Genomic DNA, 17,836 nt, shown 5'->3' with positions numbered 1-17,836 from the left:
CCATTCGGGATTTACTTACTTTTGTCCTAATAAAATCAATCTATAACTTATGAGAACCGGATTATACCTTACACTTTTTGTATTTCTCGTTTTAACCGCATGTAAAAAGAAAGACACTACCAAGGAGACACAAACATCCGTCAATGCATGTGGGAAACCTACTAATTTAAATGTATTTGCAATCGGACCGGATGTACTTTTCGAGTGGGATGATCCGAATATTCCAGGTTCTGGTCATTATCAATTTGAATATGGTCTGACAGGATTTTCACATGGCTCGGGAACGACACTGATAACACCGAATAAATTCAGTGCAAATATTTCGATGTCTGCAGGAAATACTTACGAATTTTATGTACGAGGTTATTGCGACGCTACAGGTGGATACAGCGAATGGGCAGGACCTTTCAGCTTTTACAGCAATGAAAATCATAACCTGTGCCTGTCGCCAGGCAATGTTCAGTATACTATTGAATACAATGCTCTCAATGAACCGGTTGGGGCAAACATGACCTGGAACCACAACGGTGAATCTATATTTGAATGTGTAATGGTTTCGGATGGAGCTAATCCTGATAATGGGAATATCCAGGCTTTTAGCTATTCCGAGGGAACACCGACTTATTCTCTTACTCAAAATACCGAATACGACTTTTATGTCCGGGCAAATTGTAAAAACGGAGATACGCCCAATTGGATAGGTCCGAAAAATGTGAATATCGGGGGCTAGACGATCGTCACCGGCATAGCACGAAGTTTTGGTATTTCTTTTTAAGACACCGACAAATAGTAGATCTGTTAGGCGAACATTGTTAGCGAAAAAAGCCATTCATCCTAACTTTAAAGAATTTTAATGGATCTGATTCACATTAATTTGCTTTTTGAGGTCATTATTCGGCGAAAAAACTCGAAATTTGCTACTCATTTAAAATGAATCATGTCGATAAGAGATAAATACGAAGTAATCATTGGTTTGGAGGTTCACACTCAGCTGTTGACCAAAACCAAAGCATACTCTTCAGATATCAATGAATACGGGGCACACCCGAATACCAATGTGAGTGTGGTTACTCTGGGACATCCGGGAACATTGCCTGTGATGAACAAAAAAACAATCGAGTTTGCGGTGAGATTAGGTCTTGCCTGCGGCTGTAAGATTGCAGAACACCAGCATTTTGCCCGTAAAAATTACTTCTACCCCGATCTTCCGAAAGGATACCAGATTACACAGGATACTACTCCGATTTGTACCGGAGGAGCCATCGTCATCAAAGGTGACGACGGACAGGAAAAGACAGTGGGCCTGACACGTATCCACATGGAAGAAGACGCCGGAAAATCAATCCACGATGTTGATCTATACGATACCTTGGTCGATTTGAACCGTGCCGGAACTCCACTGCTGGAAATCGTTTCCGAACCTGAGATCCGTTCCAGCCAGGAAGCATATAATTATTTGACAGAAGTACGCCGTTTGGTGCGCTACCTGGACATCTGCGACGGTAACATGGAAGAAGGTTCATTGCGTTGTGATGCGAATATTTCGGTGATGCTGAAAGGTGCTTCCGAATTCGGTACAAAGGTCGAAGTTAAAAATATGAACTCGATCCGCAACGTACAACGAGCAATCGAATTCGAAGTAGAGCGCCAAATCGCTGCTGTGGAAAACGGAGAACGTATTTCGCAGGAAACCCGCAGTTTTGATGCTTTGAAAGGAATTACCATTTCTATGCGCAGCAAAGAAGCTGCAAACGATTACCGTTATTTCCCGGAGCCCGATTTACAACCTATTGTTGTAGATGAAGTTTACGTGAATCAGGTAAAAGCAAAAATGCCTGCCCTTCCGAGAGAATTGTTCGCGAAATACACACAAGACTTAAAGCTTTCCGATTACGATGCCGGAATTTTGACCGATTCCAAATCCATTGCATTGTTCTTCGAGGAAGTCATTTCAAATACAAAAAATTACAAATCGGCAGCCAACTGGGTAATGGGTGAAGTGAAATCCTACCTAAACCAAAACGGGTTAGAAATCGAAGACTTACCGGTTTCTGCGAAACAAATTGCCGGAATTATCAATATGATCGAAGGTGGTAAAGTTTCAAATTCCGCAGCGGCACAAAAGCTTTTCCCGGCATTGATCGAAAACCCAACGGCAGATATTGATGAACTGGCAGTTTCTTTGAACATCATTCAGGAATCCAATGCTGACTCGTTAAAAGAAGTTATTTTAGGCGTTTTCGGGCAACACCCGGACGAAGTTTCCCGTTTTAAAGCAGGAGAAAACCAATTAACCGGCTTCTTCATGGGACAAATCATGAAAGCTTCCGGTGGTAAAGCAGATCCAAAAACAACTAATGCGCTTTTGCGTGAATTAATACAAACCGTTTGATGAACCGATTTTCTTTTTTTAGCGTACTTTTTTTAGGAGTATTCCTTTTCACTTCTTGCGGCGACAGCAACCTGGATGAAGAAACAGGTTTGGAAAAGAACTTCCACATAGAAGGTCAGATAAAAGGTGCTGCGAACCAAAAATTGAAAATCGAAGCACAGTCTCAACAAGGTGTTATTGAAGTTGCTCAAACCATGACAGACGGTTCAGGAAACTTTGAATTGGACGGAAATATTCCCGGAATGGGGATTTACTCCATAACACTTGGTGAAAACGGAAAAAATGCAGTGGTTATCCCGATGGACGTGAATGACCAGGTGACCATTCATGCTACAAAAGAGACATTTGCCATTACCCCGGTTTTTTCGGGCACAAAATGGGCAAAGCCTTTAACGAAATACATGGTGCTGTTCAGTGATTTTGCTAAAAAACAAATGGAACAACTGCCTAAAATCGAAGATCCGGAAAAACAACTGGCAGTTTTTGCAGAGTTGAAAAAGCCCATTGTGAAATTCTCACAGCAGCAGATACGAAAAGATCCGGCAAACCCGGTAAACATTATCCTGATCAATCTAATCATGCCTTCGCAAGAAGAAGGTTTTGCTAATTGGGATCCGGCAAACCTGAACGATTTGAGAAAGATTGAAACTGCTTTCCAACGAAATTATGCGGATTCACCCATAACAGGTATGTTATCCCAGCAGGTCGCGGCAATTGATGCTCAATACCAAAGTTACCAGCAGTATAACTCAGGAACAATGGCAGCTCCTGAGATCGCTTTGAAAAATCCATCGGGAACAGAAATGCGTTTGTCTAATTTAAAAGGAAAAGTTGTCCTTATTGACTTCTGGGCTTCCTGGTGTGCTCCTTGCCGCAAAGAAAACCCGAATGTCGTGCGTATGTACCAAAAGTACCGCAATCAAGGATTCGAAGTATTCTCCGTTTCCCTGGACCAGGATGCGGATGCATGGAAAGGGGCAATTGCTAAAGACGGATTGATCTGGAAAAACCATGTTTCGGATTTAATGGGTTGGCAGACGCCGCTTGTTCAATCTTACGGAATCCAGGGCATTCCTCATACCGTTCTTTTAAATAGGGAAGGAAATATTGTGGGAGTTGGATTGAGAGGTGAGCAATTGGAACAAAAATTGATAGAACAACTCGCAAAAAAGTAAAACAGCGAATCTTTTGATCCGTAACAGACAAGCGTCAGTACAGTCTTACAACAAAAATCGCTATATAAAAAAATAACTATGAAACAGTTCATCCTTTGTTTAACACTTTTATCCGGATTCGCTTTCGGTCAGAACCCTGTAAAGGTTGAAGTCAGCGGAAACATCTTCAACACCAACGGAGACAGTATCAAAATATCGCAATTCTACGGTTCTCACTACCAGGATTTCATCAACGGGAAACTGGACAAAAAAGGAAATTACAGCCTGAAAGGGACTGTTCCTGTAGCTGACTATTACGTATTGCGCTTAGGGCAGCAGCATATCAATCTCATCCTGAAAGAAGGATCTGTTATCCGCGTGAATGCAGACGGCAACAATATCAATGCATTCCATACGATCACCGGATCTGATGAAAGCATTGCTTTGAATGAGTTTGTAGGTCAAATGCAATATTTCAACCACAAAAAAGACTCTGCAATCAATGCTATGAAAGCTACTCCTGAAAACCAGGAAGCAATCAATAAATACTATCAAACAGAATTTTACAAGTTCTCGGCATACAGACAAAAATTCATTGCCGAACATCCCAATTCTCCGGCATTACTTCCAGTTGTAAGTACTTTGGATACAGATAAAGAACTGACAACTTATGAAGCTATCGTGAATCAGTTACTGGCTGTTTTCCCATCTTCTCCAAGTGTTCAGAATGCAAAGACAAACTACGATCAGCTGAAAGCACAGAAAGACAAACAAAACTTCCTGGCTTCCGGGAAACCTGCTCCGAATTTCACGCAAAATGATGTGAACGGCAAACCTATTTCCCTGTCTGATCTGAAAGGAAAGGTGGTGCTTCTGGATTTTTGGGCTTCCTGGTGCGGGCCTTGCCGTAAAGAAAACCCGAATGTGGTAGCATTGTACAACAAATACAAAGATGCCGGATTTACGGTTATGAGTGTTTCGCTGGACAAAGACAAGACTCCCTGGTTAGCAGCCATTGAGAAGGATAAATTGATCTGGCCCAACCATGTTTCCGATCTGAAATACTGGTCCAACGAAGTTGCAAAAATGTACCAGGTTTCATCCATTCCATTTACCGTATTGATCGATAGAGACGGAAAGGTTATCGATACCAAACTGAGAGGGGTAGAATTAGAACAGGCGCTTAAAACGATCTTCGGATTCTAAGATGGAAATTCCCGCAGGAAAGAAAATATATTTTGCTTCTGATTTCCATTTAGGTGTACCAGTCGGAAAATCAAGCTTTGAACGCGAAAAACGCATCATTGACTGGCTGGATCATATCCGACAGGATGCTTTTGAAATTTACCTGGTTGGTGACATCTTCGATTTTTGGTTTGAGTACAAACACGCCATCCCAAAAGGATTTGTGCGTATACAGGGAAAAATAGCCGAATTGGTCGATTCCGGCATTCCGGTTTATTTCTTTACCGGAAACCACGACATGTGGATGTTTGACTACTTTGAAAAGGAGCTCGGTGTAAAAATCTACAGAGAACCCATTCACAGAAACTACAACAGCAAAAAATTCCTGATTGGTCACGGAGACGGTTTAGGACCGGGAGACCGCGGCTATAAGTTTATCAAGAAGGTTTTCGCAGCGAAGTGGTCCCAATGGATGTTCGCACGTCTTCATCCGAACTTCGGTATTGCTCTGGCAAATTATTTTTCCCGGAAAAGCAGAATCGCAACCGGTGATTCCGACAGTAAATTCCTGGGTGAGGATAACGAATGGCTTGTTCAATATTGTAAGGAACAGGAAGGAATCAATCCACAGGATTATTACATTTTCGGTCACCGGCATCTTCCTATGACTATCCGGATCAGTGAACGTGCAACATACATCAACCTGGGTGAGTGGATCCATTACAATACCTATGCGGTATTCGACGGACTTGAAACGAAATTGCTGGAATGGAAATAAAATAATTATAACAAAATAAAACAAGTAGGGACGCGAAGTATCACGTCCCTACAGATGTTTTTTTATTCACCCTTTTTAGGTTCTTTCTTCTTCTTTTCCTTCTCTTTTTTCTGCTTAGGAGTTGTCGGCATGGCATCGTCTTCTTTACCAGAATTGGGAGTTCCTCCAAATGTCCGGATTTCTCTTCCCTGTTCGTCGAAAACGTGCTCTTCTATCAAAATGTCGTTTTTATAGATTGCACGGCTTTTAATTTTGCCATCCGGGAAACGTTCTTCGAATGCACCTTCACGTACTTCCATCTTAGTCATTGACTTCAGTTCGCTTACCACCGCTATGTAATACAATTTCCCCGATTTGATCGGCCTGTTTACACCTTTTGCGAGGTTATTTCCTTTTAGAACAGTTTCATTAAGGGCTTCTCCACGAAGCTGGCTCACTACAATATTTGCGTCTTTCAAACTATCCAGAGCTTGTTTTTTGGGCTTTTTATCGTACAACATCTGCCCCAATGCTTCAGCAATCTCTTTTGTAGGACATCCGTATAATTCAGCCGTCACATACTGATTTGGCTTCGCCGTCACTTTTTTATAGTTCTCAATGGATTGCAGTGTTTGATTGTAAAACAAAGTCTTAAATTCTCCATTACGGGAATCCATGTCCCAGGTTTCGGTGCGTAATAACTTTCCATCATCATAATAATAATGCTGCACACCGTGCTTCTTCCCTTCCTTGAAGTTCAACTCTTCAATGATTTTCCCTTCGCGGTTATAAACCAGGAAAGCACCATCTAATAAGCCATTCACATAATTCACCTGCTTGCTTCTCACTCCTTTTGAATCATAAGTGATTTTTGGTCCGTTTAAAACGCCATCCGTATACTTCTCAAATTTTGCCGTATCCCCTTTTGCATTGTAGGTCAATTGTGGTCCCTCCAGCTGTCCGAGCCTATACGTTTTTTCCCAGGCAGGAATTTGTGTAGAATCATTGAAATAAGTCCAGTGTCCGTCTTCTACTCCCTGAACATGTGAGCGGATTACCATGATGCAACCCGACTTGTAATAGGTTGTATCAATTCCATTGGCATATCCGTCAACAAAAGTAACACGGCGTTCCAGTATCCCGTTCATATGGCATGTTTCACACATCCCGGAGAAAGGCATTTTCTGAGAACTTGTCACAACGCGTTTTCCATCCTGCGACATTTCCAGTTTTTCATTGCAGTTTACCACTCCGGCGATCTTACCGCAGTCCCATTCGGTATAGCGCTGCTTGGAACGATCCGCAGCTTTTTGATAACACGGAACAGATTCTTTTTTTACTCCAAAATCAGGCTGGGCGGCAACTGCCAGTGAAAACAAACAAAAAATTACAACTAAAATTCTCATATTTTCTAAGACTTAAGACTAAAGACACAAGACGCAAGACCCATCTTTTGTCCTGTGTCTAACGTCTAAAAGTCTTGAATTAATCAATTATTGTTCCAACTTCAACGAAAGCTTTGACAGCGCATCTCTCATTCTTTTCGGAATCGGAATAGAACATTTATTAATGCTGTCGTAGCAAACAAGCACGGAGCTCCCGGTTGTTTTGACTTCGTTCAATACTTTTACTTCGTAAGATAAGGTAAAACTTTTTTCTCCGACATGTTTCAGGTAAACAAAAATTTCGACCGGCTCATGCAGGAATACTGGTTTCAGGTATTCCAATTCATTCTTTCGGAGGATCACACCGGTCTTTTTCCAATCCCAGTCCATACCAAGCATCTGACGGAAATAATGGATCCTTGCTTCTTCGAAATAATTCAGGTAAACAGCATTATTCACATGCTGCATCATATCACAATCAGAAAAACGAACCTGCAGTCTGTAAGAATCTAACATGAGCTATTTTTTATCTAAAACACTATATTCTGAGTTGTTCGAAATAAATTCGGGAACAACTTCTTTCATCAAGCCAACCAGGGAAAAATTATCTGTTTTTCCCACTGAATCCAATAATTTTTCAATGATATCGTAAACCCGTGGATCAACTTCTCTTTCCGATGCGATCAGTATTTTCGGGTGGTGGGTTTCCTGCACGTTCTCCGCATCATTCAAGAGTTCTTCATACAGTTTTTCACCAGGCCTCAACCCGGAATAACGGATCTCAATATCTTTCCCCAATTCCAGTCCGGATAATTTAATCATTTTTTTTGCCAAATCAACAATCTTAACGGATTTACCCATGTCGAATACATAAATCTCGCCACCGCTTCCCATGATTCCTGCTTCCAACACCAACTGGCAGGCTTCGGGAATGGTCATGAAATAACGGGTAATTCGTTCGTCAGTTACAGTGACAGGTCCGCCCTGTTCTATCTGTTTCTTAAACAAGGGGATCACCGAACCGTTTGACCCCAATACATTTCCGAAACGCGTGGTAATAAATTGTGTTTGACCGGTATTAGCCGCTTGCGCAATAATCTCGGCAATACGTTTACTTGCTCCCATTACATTTGTCGGATTCACGGCTTTATCCGTTGATATCATGACAAACTTGTGAACAGCCTTCTTATTAGACAAATCAACCAGAATTTTAGTCCCTTTGATATTATTCCTTACAGCTTCCGACGGGTTCAACTCCATCATCGGTACATGTTTGTATGCAGCTGCATGGAAAACCCAGGAAGGCTTAAATGTGTCGAATAAACGTTCCATGCGTTCTTCGTTACAAATATCCCCGATTACGACTTCAAATGCAGGAATGTCTTTCAATTGTTTCAATTCAAACTCCAGGTCATACATTGCCGACTCCGCCTGGTCCAAAAGAACAACCAATTTCGGTTTGTATTCCAATACCTGACGAACAATTCCCGAACCAATAGAACCTGCCGCACCGCTTACAAGTACAACCTGGTCTTTCAAACCATCGACGAGTTTATCCTGGTTCAGAACAATCGGAGTTCTTCCAAGCAGGTCTTCAATATTTACCTGCGCAATTTGGTTAGTGGTAAAGGCACCATTTATCCAGCTTTTAGGACTTGGTACTTTTTTCACTTCAACCCCGGCTTCAATGCTTTTTTCAACAATGATGCTTCTTTTTTCTGGCTCCAGGTTTTGGATGGCAATAATCACTTGGTGGATCTTATTTTTTTGAAGGATTTCTTCCAACTTGGATGTGTGGAACACTTCAACCCCTTCTATTCTATTTCCGGAAATACGGCTATTATCATCCAGGAAACCAAAAACTTTCAAATTGATCCGGACATCTTTCTCTATAATACGTTTTGCAATCAACCCTGAAACTCCGGCACCATAAATCAGCACCAATTTTTGCTCACTACTTGATTTCACCGATTCGAGGTACAATAATTTCACTACAAAACGGGAAACGGCCAGTAAAAAGAAACAGAAAACGTATTCGATTACGATCACTGAACTAGGGAACAGGTAATAATTATCAATCCAATAATAGCGTACTATTCCCAGGATTACAAAAACAATAGATGAAGCCGTTGTTGCTAAAAAAAGACGCTTAAAATCGGAAGTAGAAGTATGCCGTACAATTCCTTTATGAATTCCGAATAAGAGGAAAACGATCAATCTGACAGCAAAGAAAACAATGATCGAATACTTGACAATTCCCAACTCAAGTTTCCATTGGCCTTGATCGGCTTTTATATCAAAGCGTATCAGGTAAGCGATCACCAAAGAAACCGCAGAAATGAATAAATCAATCAGAATTATTATCCAACGGGGTAAGTTTTTCTTAGGAAACATGTTGATCGTGCTATTCATTTTGTTCACTGCAAATTTAAGGGAATAAATCAGGTAAACAACCCGCCGTTTAAAGAAATCGTTTGACCGGTAACATAATCGGATTCATCTTTCAGAAGCCAGTCGATTGTAGTCAAAACAGTTTCAACGCCACCTAAACGGTTCTTCGGGATTTGGGAAATAATCTGCTGCTGCATTTCTTCCGAGACTTCGGAAATCATTCCCTGATCGAAGTAACCCAGTGCCAAAGCATTACAGGTAATCGCGCCGTTTGCAAGTTCTTTAGCTATGGTTTTTGTCATCCCCAAAACACCTGCTTTACTAGCCGCGTATGCCACCGTGCCCGGAACACCTGTCTGTGCAACGACGGAAGAAATAGTAATAATCCGCCCGAAATTATTGGTTCGCATGCCAGGTATAACTCCCTGGCAAAGCAGGAACGGTGCAGTTAAATTCACGGCAATAACTTCATTAAAATCTGCTGGCGACAATTTCCAGCTCATGCCATTCTTTGAAATTCCGGCATTGTTAATGAGCACATCCACCCTTCCGAAGTTGGCAAGGATACTCGCTAGTAAATTCTTTACCTGGTTCTCATCCCTCAAATCAGCTTTGAACCACGCATGTTCACATTCTACTTCAAACGGTTCCTGCTGAAAAGTATGCAATGCAAGTCTCACATCCTGTTTTTCAAAATGTTTCACCATTGCAGAACCTAATCCGCCTGTAGCTCCGGTAATCAGAATTACTTTTTTATCCATTTATCTCTTATCTTTTTCACTATTCTCCACCAAAACGGAGCATTATTCCAGCTTATATGCGAATATACGACATCTTCCGCGCCGAAATTCAAATTAAACCTTCTCACTGACTCCACATTCGAACCTCCGAAATCGAATATCTTTCCCCTGGACGCCGCGTACTCAATGGCACTCAGCATCAATTTGTACATTCCTCCGGATTTCTTTGCTTCCTCATTGGTCGTTCCTTTCAGATAAAGAACTGCAGTATCTGTTTCCAATATCCAAATGCCGCCCAGCCAGTTGTTACCGTCCAATAAATTAAACTGTAACAGGCGCTTATCCGCATAATTCTCCACCAATTTCTCCAATATAGGAAGTGTTTGCTCATTGATCCCGTGAATACGGTTCTGCAACTCATTTTGAAGCAAATCCATCATTGCCGGAATGTTCTGCTCCCTGGTTACTACAAAATTGACCGACTTATTCAAGGAGCGCTTTGCCTGCTGGTTCAGTTTCAACTTTCCAGGATCCAATTCCTGGTAAATCCGCTGATTTAAGCTAAATCCTCTTCCTACTTGCAGATCTGCAACCGGGAATTCACCCTTAAGAGCGGCAATCAGTTCCTCTTCCGGAATCGGTTCTCCCACCCACTCCATAAAACGGTTGAAAAATGGAGTTACCAAAATCTTCACACCGCCTTTAACAACGTACGGACAAGCCATCCCGGATTTAAAATCATCCGAATAGAGAATAGACCAATTATCTGCCGTGGCATCCAAATACACCGACTCCGAGAAAACAGAACAATGATTCAATGAGACCAATTCGTCCCATTTGTTTTTTATGGCTTTCGAATCCGCTTTTACAAACTGCATGAGTCGAAATTTACGAATTCATAAAGGGATTTTGTACGGGAAATAAATTTCTCCAGCTGTTTTAGGGAATAGTGAGTCATTCCTTTCGGATGTCCGATTACCACAAACGTTTTCACCTTTTTGTCCGAATAATAGTTCGCCTGTTTTGTTAATTGTGAAGCATAATAACCGTCGGAACTTACATGATTCCAGGTTTTATGGAGCAAAACAGACTTTTTCCTTCCCGGTTGAGCCAAAAAAGATCCGTCACCTATCATTTTATGAGCCGAAGGATTCAACCGGCCCAACACATACAGCCGCCAATAGAACAGTGGAGAAAACTCCCAGGAAGCAATCGGTATTTCGAGGAAATATCCGTTTGGTTCTGCTTTCGTGACATCGGATTGAAAGCGGTAGGGATTTTCGAAGCGTGAAACAGCTGTAAAATCAAACTGATAATGCTCCGACTCGAACTTTCCTCCCGGAAAAACAGTAGAATCCTTTTCGATCCCAAGTTCCTGAAGCACCTTCTCAATCTGGCTAAATGGCTGAATACACCAACCTCCCCCACGATAGGTCGTTGGTTTTTTACCTGTAAAATTTGTCAGGTATTGATAATACTTCCGAACGATAGCTTCCGCTTCCTCATCCGGAAAATCGGACAATTTGTAACAGCCATCCGTAACAACCACCCATTTTTCACCGTCGTAATGAGATTTTTCCCAATGCGGATGAATGTGCAATTGAACTTCGGAGTTGGAGGCCGCAATTTCGGCAAACTGATTTCTTATGCTATTATAATCTTCTTCCAGTTCCGGGAAGTGCTGCTTGTATTCCTGCAGTTTGATCAGAAAACCAATATCCACGAAGAAAACCAGTGGAATATCAAATTTGCGGGCAATTGCCAACAGACGATCAGTTGGCTCGATCATACATTTTTGGACGCTTCCGGTATATGTTCCGAAGAACAACTCGTAATCAAATGTCAGAATTACCTGCATACTACGAAGATAATATAATCGGTTGGTTTACGGACCAGCAGAATGTTTTTCCCAAAATCTATCGTATTTTAGCAGACATTAGACCTGAGACCAAAGACAAGAGACTAGTTTGGTCTTCAGTCTCTTGTCTAATGTCTTTAGTCTAAAATAAATGAAAGAAATTGAGCGGAAATACCTGGTAAGCGATACCATCACAGATGTAGTCAAATACCTGCAATCAAAAAAAATACGACAGGGATACATTTCCGATATCGATGGGAAAACAGTTCGTGTGCGCACCAAGGGGGACAAAGGATATTTAACCATTAAGGGAAAATCAATAGGAATCTCAAGAGACGAATTTGAATACGAAATCCCATTGGAGGATGCCAATCAGCTGCTAAGTAATTTCTGTCCGAAAGTACTGGAAAAGGAACGCTTTGAGCTGGTTATAGGAGAAAAGAAATGGGAAATTGATATCTTCCACGGCAAACTGGAAGGATTGAAGATCGCAGAGATCGAATTGGAATCCGAAGAAGAAGCATTTGAGCTTCCTGGTTGGATTGAAAAAGAGGTTAGTGATGATGTGCAGTATTACAATTCGAAATTGATTGAAAAAGCATAAAACATAATGTGGGCACGCGATTAATCGCGTGCCCACATTATTCCTTGTCCGCGCTAACGCTTGACATCATCAAAAGCTTCGCAATTGTCCGCGCTAACGCTTGACATCATCAAAAGCTTCGCAATTGTCCGCGCTAACGCTTGACATCATCAAAAGCTTCGCAATTGTCCGCGCTAACGCTTGACATCATCAAAAGCTTCGCTTTTTCTTATTTATTTAATTCCTTTGCAACCTCACCGAAGAAATACCTGCAGGTACCTCTTCCCCACCAATAAGGTTTATCTACATCTGTGTAGGTGATCAAATCGTATTTTGCCTGCGCTTTTTCAAAGTAAGTCTGAGCATTTTTAGCACCTCCGCCAAACATTTTCGGCGTATAGAAAGTAGAAATTCCCTTCAACAGGTATATGTGCGGATTGTTCTCATTGATTCCTTTGGCAGCCTTCAGGTTATCGTCAAAAATTTTCCCGTATTTCTGCCAGCGGTTTTCAGGATCCGCCCCGATTCTTGCGTTTGCTATAAGCGCCTTCATGATGTGCACCTCATCCGTCAAAGGGCATGCTTCGATTTTAGTCATCTGTCCTTCCGCATTATCAACCAACATATCTTTTAGTGTCAAAGCAGTTTCAAAATAAGACATCTGTACACATGAATATGCGTAATAATAAGCCGGCATCCAATTCTCAGGATATTTTTCCTTCAGGACTGCGAACTGATCCGATTTCGCTTTCCATCCTTCCAGGGTGTAAGTCGAATCAAAGGTTGCGCAAATTGGTTCCAGTTCTTTTTTGATTTCATCCTGTGCATTTGCTTGAAGTGTAAATGCCAAAATCACTGTTAAAATCACTTGCTTCATAATCTGTAATTAAAGTTCATCTTTATTAAATTCCTTCAGAGATAAATTGAACCCGAAGAAAATATTGAAATAAAACGGAGGCTTCACATCAAATCTCTGGCTTCCGTCGTAACTGTATCTGTACCCCAGCACATTGTGCTGATTGGTGATGTTATCCAAACTAATATAAAATACCGTAAAGAACTTTTTAATAGTTGTTAAATACGCTGCCGTAAATGCCAGGTTGTGATACTCCGGTGAGCGATCTCCCAGGAATCTTGTGCTGGTCGGATTATAGTACGGTCTTCCGCTTGCGTAGCTATAGGTAAGTGAAAAACTCGTTTGAAGTTTCATCGAAAAATACTTCATCACTACATTCAGGTTGTGATCGGAAACATAATCGGGTGTGACCTTGCTGATGTAGTTTTGGTACAATCGCTTTGTATCGATATAACTGTATGAAATCCAGTAATCAAAATTTTTGATTGATTTTTTATCTCTCCAGAAAACATCAATTCCCTGGGCATAACCCGATCCGCTGTTATCCACCATTCCATAATTGAAGCGGAATGCATTCGGTGTATAAGCAACACCCTGTTCGCGGATCAACTGGTCGTAAGATTTGTAATAACCTTCCAATCTGAATATGCGGTTCTTTGCAATGATCTGGTAATTTGCCATTAAATGCAGCGCTTCCTGGAAATTCGGTCTGTAGCCCTGCATCAGATAGTTTTGCGATGCAAGCTGATAGAAATACCCGGAAGCCAGTGAGATCTGGCTGTTTTTACTTGTTTTGATAGCCATTGCCAATCGCGGGGAAATATTTCCCTTTGCCAATAATTTCGAATATTCAGCGCGCACTCCCGGTTTGATCGCAAAGTTCCGGAACGGGATAATATCTGCTTCTATATAACCCGCACTCAGCATTTCTGCAAATTGTCCGGTTAAAGTATCAAAAGTCTGACGGTATTGGAAATGCTGTAATTCAGATCCTATTACCATCTTAAAACGATTGCCGGCTGTATAGATCAATTCACCGCGCCCCTGAACACGTTTGTCATTCCTGGTAGAAATCAGTGTGTCCCAGGTAATATCATCGTCGTTATTGCTCAATGAGAATCCCACATAATACAACCACTTATCGTTGATAAAATTCTTAAATGTCGTATTGACATAGGTATTTTGGTTTTTCAGTCCGAAACGCATATCAGCCCCCGCCACCTCCGGATTCGGGATTTCCAATCCTGAACTGTTATAAGTTTGATTGAAGGTCATTTTGAACATTCCCCTGGTAGAGGTTTTAGCGACATATCTTCCTGAAAAGCCAAATCCCTGCGGAGCTTCATAGAATTTCACATTTGCTTTTGCCAGGGCTAAAAAGGGTGACAAATTCTGATAAAACCCCGTAAATTCAACAGCCTGGTTTTCCATTAATTTAGAACCTCCCAGGAAAATCCCTGCAAAATTTGCCCCGATATTGATATTTGTCTGGTCCGGAAGATCTAAAGTGCTTAAATCCAAAACAGAAGACAAAGCCTGGCCGTAGCGTGCAGTGTATCCTCCGGTACTGAAAGCAGTTCCCTTGAACTGGAAAGGATTGAAACGTGTTCTTTGTGCCACTCCGGGAACAGCACTTCCAAAAGCATTTTGGGCTACCAAACCATCTACAATGAAAGACGTTTCGCTTACATCTCCTCCACGCACCATCAAACCAGTTTGGTCACCACCATTTCGCTGCACTCCGGGAAGTGTTTGGATTGCACCGGCAATATCTCCCTGTCCGCCGGCTGTTGTCACAATATCCAAAGGATCCAGGATCGCGACAGTGCGGTCATTGGATGCCGACATCGTTCCCGCGGAAATAACCACTTCTTCAATGGCTTTTGACTGCCGGACTTTAATATTTTGGGTAAGCGGAGATCCTGTCAGATTGACTTCGATGGATTGTTCTTCCAATTCATCTCCGCGAATAACAAGCGTTTGCTTACCCGTCATTTTAGTAGACAGCTTGTACATCCCTTTTTCATCTGTCTGAGCTCCGTCGGTAGTTCCTTTAACGAAAACAGTGGCCATAAAAACAGGCTTTCCACTTTGGTTCAATACGGTTCCTTCAATGGAAGTCTGCGCCATTAAACAAAAGGGAATCAAGCCCATAAGCAATAGTAAATACTTCATAATAATCAATTATGGAGCTAAATTAGATCGAAAAAAAAGAAAACGGGTGCTAAAATCGGTGAAATGATTTCAACAATCGGTCAAATGCTATTTATAACTTGTCGCTTTCCAAATCTGTCTTTTGTGTGTCAAAAACGCTTGATCCTATGCGAATTGTGAACCACTCGAGGAATAATTCCAGGGTTGGTTTCGGGTACTCATCGTCTGAATCGACTACTGCCAGACACTCATTTTTCATGATTTTCTTGAAATGTGCTTCGATCAACGGTTCGTACTCAAAAAAGTCTTCCTCAATTAGATAAAGATTTCCTTCCAGGTCGTCCGATTCATCAAAATCAAATTCCGGGTCATGCTGCTTAGCCCAATCGCAAAAGGCTTGTTTCGGTTCTACGTAAATGTATCCTCTGTTTACTACTTTCATGTTTCTTTTTTTTTGAGACCAAAGACATCAGACAAAAGACTTAAGACTTAAATAGTCTTTTGTCTTGCGTCTTCTGTCTTTTGTCCGTTTAATTCTTTCAACTCTCCTTCTTTCATTGTAGACCAGCGGGTAAGCTTCCTTCCCGGTATTTCGAGCACGTATATCCAATTCCGGTCTTTCTTCTTTTCATTCAGGATACCAATCAATGCTTCTGTTTTAATCGGTGATTGAGATTCTAAATAAACCAAATGGTTTACCCCGATAAGAAATAGGGAATTCCTACTTTGTTTTTTGAACTGAGATCCAACCTGGTAAGAAGCGCATTTTGGTCCATAACAGTCAATCCAGTTGAAAAAGGCATTTTTTGTTCTCAGGCTGTCTTTGAATTCATAGTGAAGTGCTACAATACTGTCTTTTTTGTTTAACAGGTACCATTTTTCCATTTTGGAAGGACCGAAACGGTCCGGGAAAAGCAAACTGTCAAGCATAAACCAGGATGCATCTTTGTAGATTGAATCGAACGCCGTTAAAAAATACCCTTTCTTAGGTTTTTGATCTTTTATTTCCACCTGGGGCTTATCGTCGTCAATATGATCGAACTTATCCGAAGTGTGGGAAATATCCTCCAGCGAAACCGTGTCCGGTTTATCATCTCCGCAGGAAACGAGCAAGATCATTGTAAATGCGGTAAGGAATACTGTGAATATTTTCCATGCCATTTTCGCACTGACGCTTGTCATGGCATTGTCTTCAAAAGCTTCGCTTTTTCTCATATCTTCTTCAATTGTTCGATCGTGTATGTTACGTCTTCCGGAGAAACATCCAAATGCGTCACCAAACGGATCATTCCGGGTCCGAATGCCGAAACTTTTACCCCCAGCTCCCCGAGTTTGTGAATGTAATGGTCCCGCTTCGTTTCGTCCTTCAAAATTACCACTAAAATATTTGTTTCTACAGGCAGACTGCTTTCAATCCAATTGCATGCCAAAAAAGCACTTTCCAATTGTTTAGCCAGTTCATGATCTTCGGAAAGGCGGCTGACATTATTCTTTAATGCATAAAGACCCGCTGCTGCGAGGAATCCGGCCTGGCGCATTCCCCCACCCATGACCTTGCGCACTCTTCTGGCTTGGTGGATGAATTCCTTCGTCCCTACAAGCAAAGATCCCACGGGAGCTCCCAAACCTTTCGACAGGCAAATAGAGATCGAATCGAACTGAGATGCATATTTTTTGATATCAATTCCATTCACATCAAGCGCATTAAAAATACGTGCGCCATCCAAATGCAGGGGAATATTTTTAGACTTCGCCAAACGGGAGATCGCTTCTATATCACTAAAATCATACACTGCACCGCCACCGCGATTGGCCGTATCTTCGAGGGAAATTAACTGTGTTACCGGAAAATGCACATCATCCGGCATGATCCATTTTTCAATTTCAGCAGCCGTTAAACGTCCGCGGTTTCCGGGAAGCAAACGAACGGATGCCCCGGAGTTTTTTGCAATTCCGCCGCCTTCATACTTGTAAATGTGGCTTTCTTCGTGGCAGATGACTTCTCCGCCGGGTTTCACATGAATATTGATCGCGATTTGGTTGGTTTGTGTTCCGCTTGCGCAAAACAAAGCTGCTTCCTTTCCGAAAAGCTGTGCTGCATATTCCTGCAATTCGTTTACAGTCGGGTCTTCGCCATATACATCATCTCCCACAGAAGCATTAAACATGGCATCCAGCATTTCTTTAGAAGGCTTGGTAACGGTATCTGAGCGGAAGTCAACAAAATGCATGAGTCTTTTTTTGAAAACAAACTTAGGGCAATTCCTGATAAAAATGGCCAAAAATGAACTTTTTTCAACTCCCGGAATTAAAAAGGTGAGAACCGAAATCCTCACCTTTTACGCTCTACTTACCTAACACTGTTAACTACAACCTAGAGC

At 41.7% G+C, this 17,836-nt stretch carries 17 protein-coding genes; 6 read left to right on the top strand and 11 right to left on the bottom strand.

The window, feature by feature from the left end:
• Window positions 1-49: 49 nt before the first annotated feature.
• From QZT69_RS18160 to QZT69_RS18140, 5 genes are all read left to right on the top strand, one after another.
• Window positions 50-730, top strand: a complete 681-nt coding sequence (locus QZT69_RS18160; RefSeq protein ID WP_294679702.1) for a fibronectin type III domain-containing protein — start codon at window positions 50-52, stop codon at window positions 728-730.
• A gap of 207 nt (window positions 731-937) precedes the next feature.
• Entirely contained in the window at window positions 938-2,392 is a 1,455-nt protein-coding gene (gene gatB, locus QZT69_RS18155) for an Asp-tRNA(Asn)/Glu-tRNA(Gln) amidotransferase subunit GatB (protein WP_294679696.1), read from the top strand.
• On the top strand, window positions 2,392-3,567 hold the full coding sequence (locus QZT69_RS18150) for a TlpA disulfide reductase family protein (protein WP_294679689.1): 1,176 nt from the start codon (window positions 2,392-2,394) through the stop codon (window positions 3,565-3,567). The genes gatB and QZT69_RS18150 overlap by 1 nt, the downstream gene beginning before the upstream one ends.
• Before the next feature lie 78 nt (window positions 3,568-3,645).
• Window positions 3,646-4,752, top strand: coding sequence for a TlpA disulfide reductase family protein (locus tag QZT69_RS18145; RefSeq protein WP_294679682.1), 1,107 nt, complete (start codon window positions 3,646-3,648; stop codon window positions 4,750-4,752).
• Window position 4,753: 1 nt separating this feature from the next.
• Window positions 4,754-5,509, top strand: coding sequence for a UDP-2,3-diacylglucosamine diphosphatase (locus QZT69_RS18140; RefSeq protein WP_294679675.1), 756 nt, complete (start codon window positions 4,754-4,756; stop codon window positions 5,507-5,509).
• A gap of 62 nt (window positions 5,510-5,571) precedes the next feature.
• Here QZT69_RS18140 and QZT69_RS18135 read toward each other — a convergent pair whose 3' ends face one another.
• The 6 genes from QZT69_RS18135 to QZT69_RS18110 form a co-directional block, all read right to left on the bottom strand.
• Window positions 5,572-6,894 (bottom strand): toxin-antitoxin system YwqK family antitoxin, encoded by a 1,323-nt coding sequence (locus QZT69_RS18135; RefSeq protein ID WP_294679669.1) that lies wholly within the window; start codon window positions 6,892-6,894, stop codon window positions 5,572-5,574.
• An 87-nt stretch (window positions 6,895-6,981) separates the two neighbouring features.
• Window positions 6,982-7,389, bottom strand: coding sequence for a thioesterase family protein (locus tag QZT69_RS18130; RefSeq protein WP_294679662.1), 408 nt, complete (start codon window positions 7,387-7,389; stop codon window positions 6,982-6,984).
• Between the two features lie 3 nt (window positions 7,390-7,392).
• A complete protein-coding gene (locus tag QZT69_RS18125) occupies window positions 7,393-9,285 on the bottom strand; it encodes a nucleoside-diphosphate sugar epimerase/dehydratase (RefSeq protein WP_294679653.1) in 1,893 nt (630 codons plus the stop codon).
• Window positions 9,286-9,314: 29 nt separating this feature from the next.
• Window positions 9,315-10,025, bottom strand: coding sequence for an SDR family oxidoreductase (locus QZT69_RS18120; RefSeq protein ID WP_294679646.1), 711 nt, complete (start codon window positions 10,023-10,025; stop codon window positions 9,315-9,317).
• Window positions 10,010-10,882, bottom strand: a complete 873-nt coding sequence (locus tag QZT69_RS18115; RefSeq protein WP_294679640.1) for a GNAT family N-acetyltransferase — start codon at window positions 10,880-10,882, stop codon at window positions 10,010-10,012. Before QZT69_RS18115 ends, QZT69_RS18120 begins: the two co-directional genes overlap by 16 nt.
• Window positions 10,870-11,862 carry a hypothetical protein gene (locus QZT69_RS18110; protein WP_294679634.1) on the bottom strand — a complete coding sequence of 331 codons (993 nt, stop codon included), beginning with the start codon at window positions 11,860-11,862 and terminating at the stop codon, window positions 10,870-10,872. The genes QZT69_RS18115 and QZT69_RS18110 overlap by 13 nt, the downstream gene beginning before the upstream one ends.
• 151 nt (window positions 11,863-12,013) lie before the next feature.
• Between QZT69_RS18110 and QZT69_RS18105 the strand changes: the two genes are divergently transcribed.
• The gene (locus tag QZT69_RS18105; RefSeq protein WP_294679627.1) at window positions 12,014-12,466 is read left to right on the top strand and encodes a CYTH domain-containing protein; all 453 of its coding nucleotides are present in this window, start codon (window positions 12,014-12,016) and stop codon (window positions 12,464-12,466) included.
• A 208-nt stretch (window positions 12,467-12,674) separates the two neighbouring features.
• On the opposite strand, the gene QZT69_RS18100 is transcribed toward QZT69_RS18105, so the two are convergent.
• From QZT69_RS18100 to ltaE, 5 genes are all read right to left on the bottom strand, one after another.
• Window positions 12,675-13,322 carry a hypothetical protein gene (locus QZT69_RS18100; RefSeq protein ID WP_294679619.1) on the bottom strand — a complete coding sequence of 216 codons (648 nt, stop codon included), beginning with the start codon at window positions 13,320-13,322 and terminating at the stop codon, window positions 12,675-12,677.
• 9 nt (window positions 13,323-13,331) lie between these two features.
• The gene (locus QZT69_RS18095) at window positions 13,332-15,476 is read right to left on the bottom strand and encodes a TonB-dependent receptor (RefSeq protein WP_294679612.1); all 2,145 of its coding nucleotides are present in this window, start codon (window positions 15,474-15,476) and stop codon (window positions 13,332-13,334) included.
• Between the two features lie 91 nt (window positions 15,477-15,567).
• Entirely contained in the window at window positions 15,568-15,897 is a 330-nt protein-coding gene (locus QZT69_RS18090) for a hypothetical protein (protein ID WP_294679605.1), read from the bottom strand.
• 47 nt (window positions 15,898-15,944) lie between these two features.
• Window positions 15,945-16,670: a hypothetical protein gene (locus tag QZT69_RS18085; RefSeq protein WP_294679597.1), complete on the bottom strand. Its 726-nt coding sequence runs from the start codon at window positions 16,668-16,670 to the stop codon at window positions 15,945-15,947.
• Window positions 16,667-17,686: a low-specificity L-threonine aldolase gene (gene ltaE, locus QZT69_RS18080; protein ID WP_294679589.1), complete on the bottom strand. Its 1,020-nt coding sequence runs from the start codon at window positions 17,684-17,686 to the stop codon at window positions 16,667-16,669. The genes QZT69_RS18085 and ltaE overlap by 4 nt, the downstream gene beginning before the upstream one ends.
• Window positions 17,687-17,836 lie beyond the last annotated feature (150 nt).

Source organism: uncultured Fluviicola sp., assembly GCF_902168135.1.
GTDB lineage: Bacteria > Bacteroidota > Bacteroidia > Flavobacteriales_D > Crocinitomicaceae > Fluviicola.
This window is presented reverse-complemented; position numbering and strand designations above follow the sequence as displayed.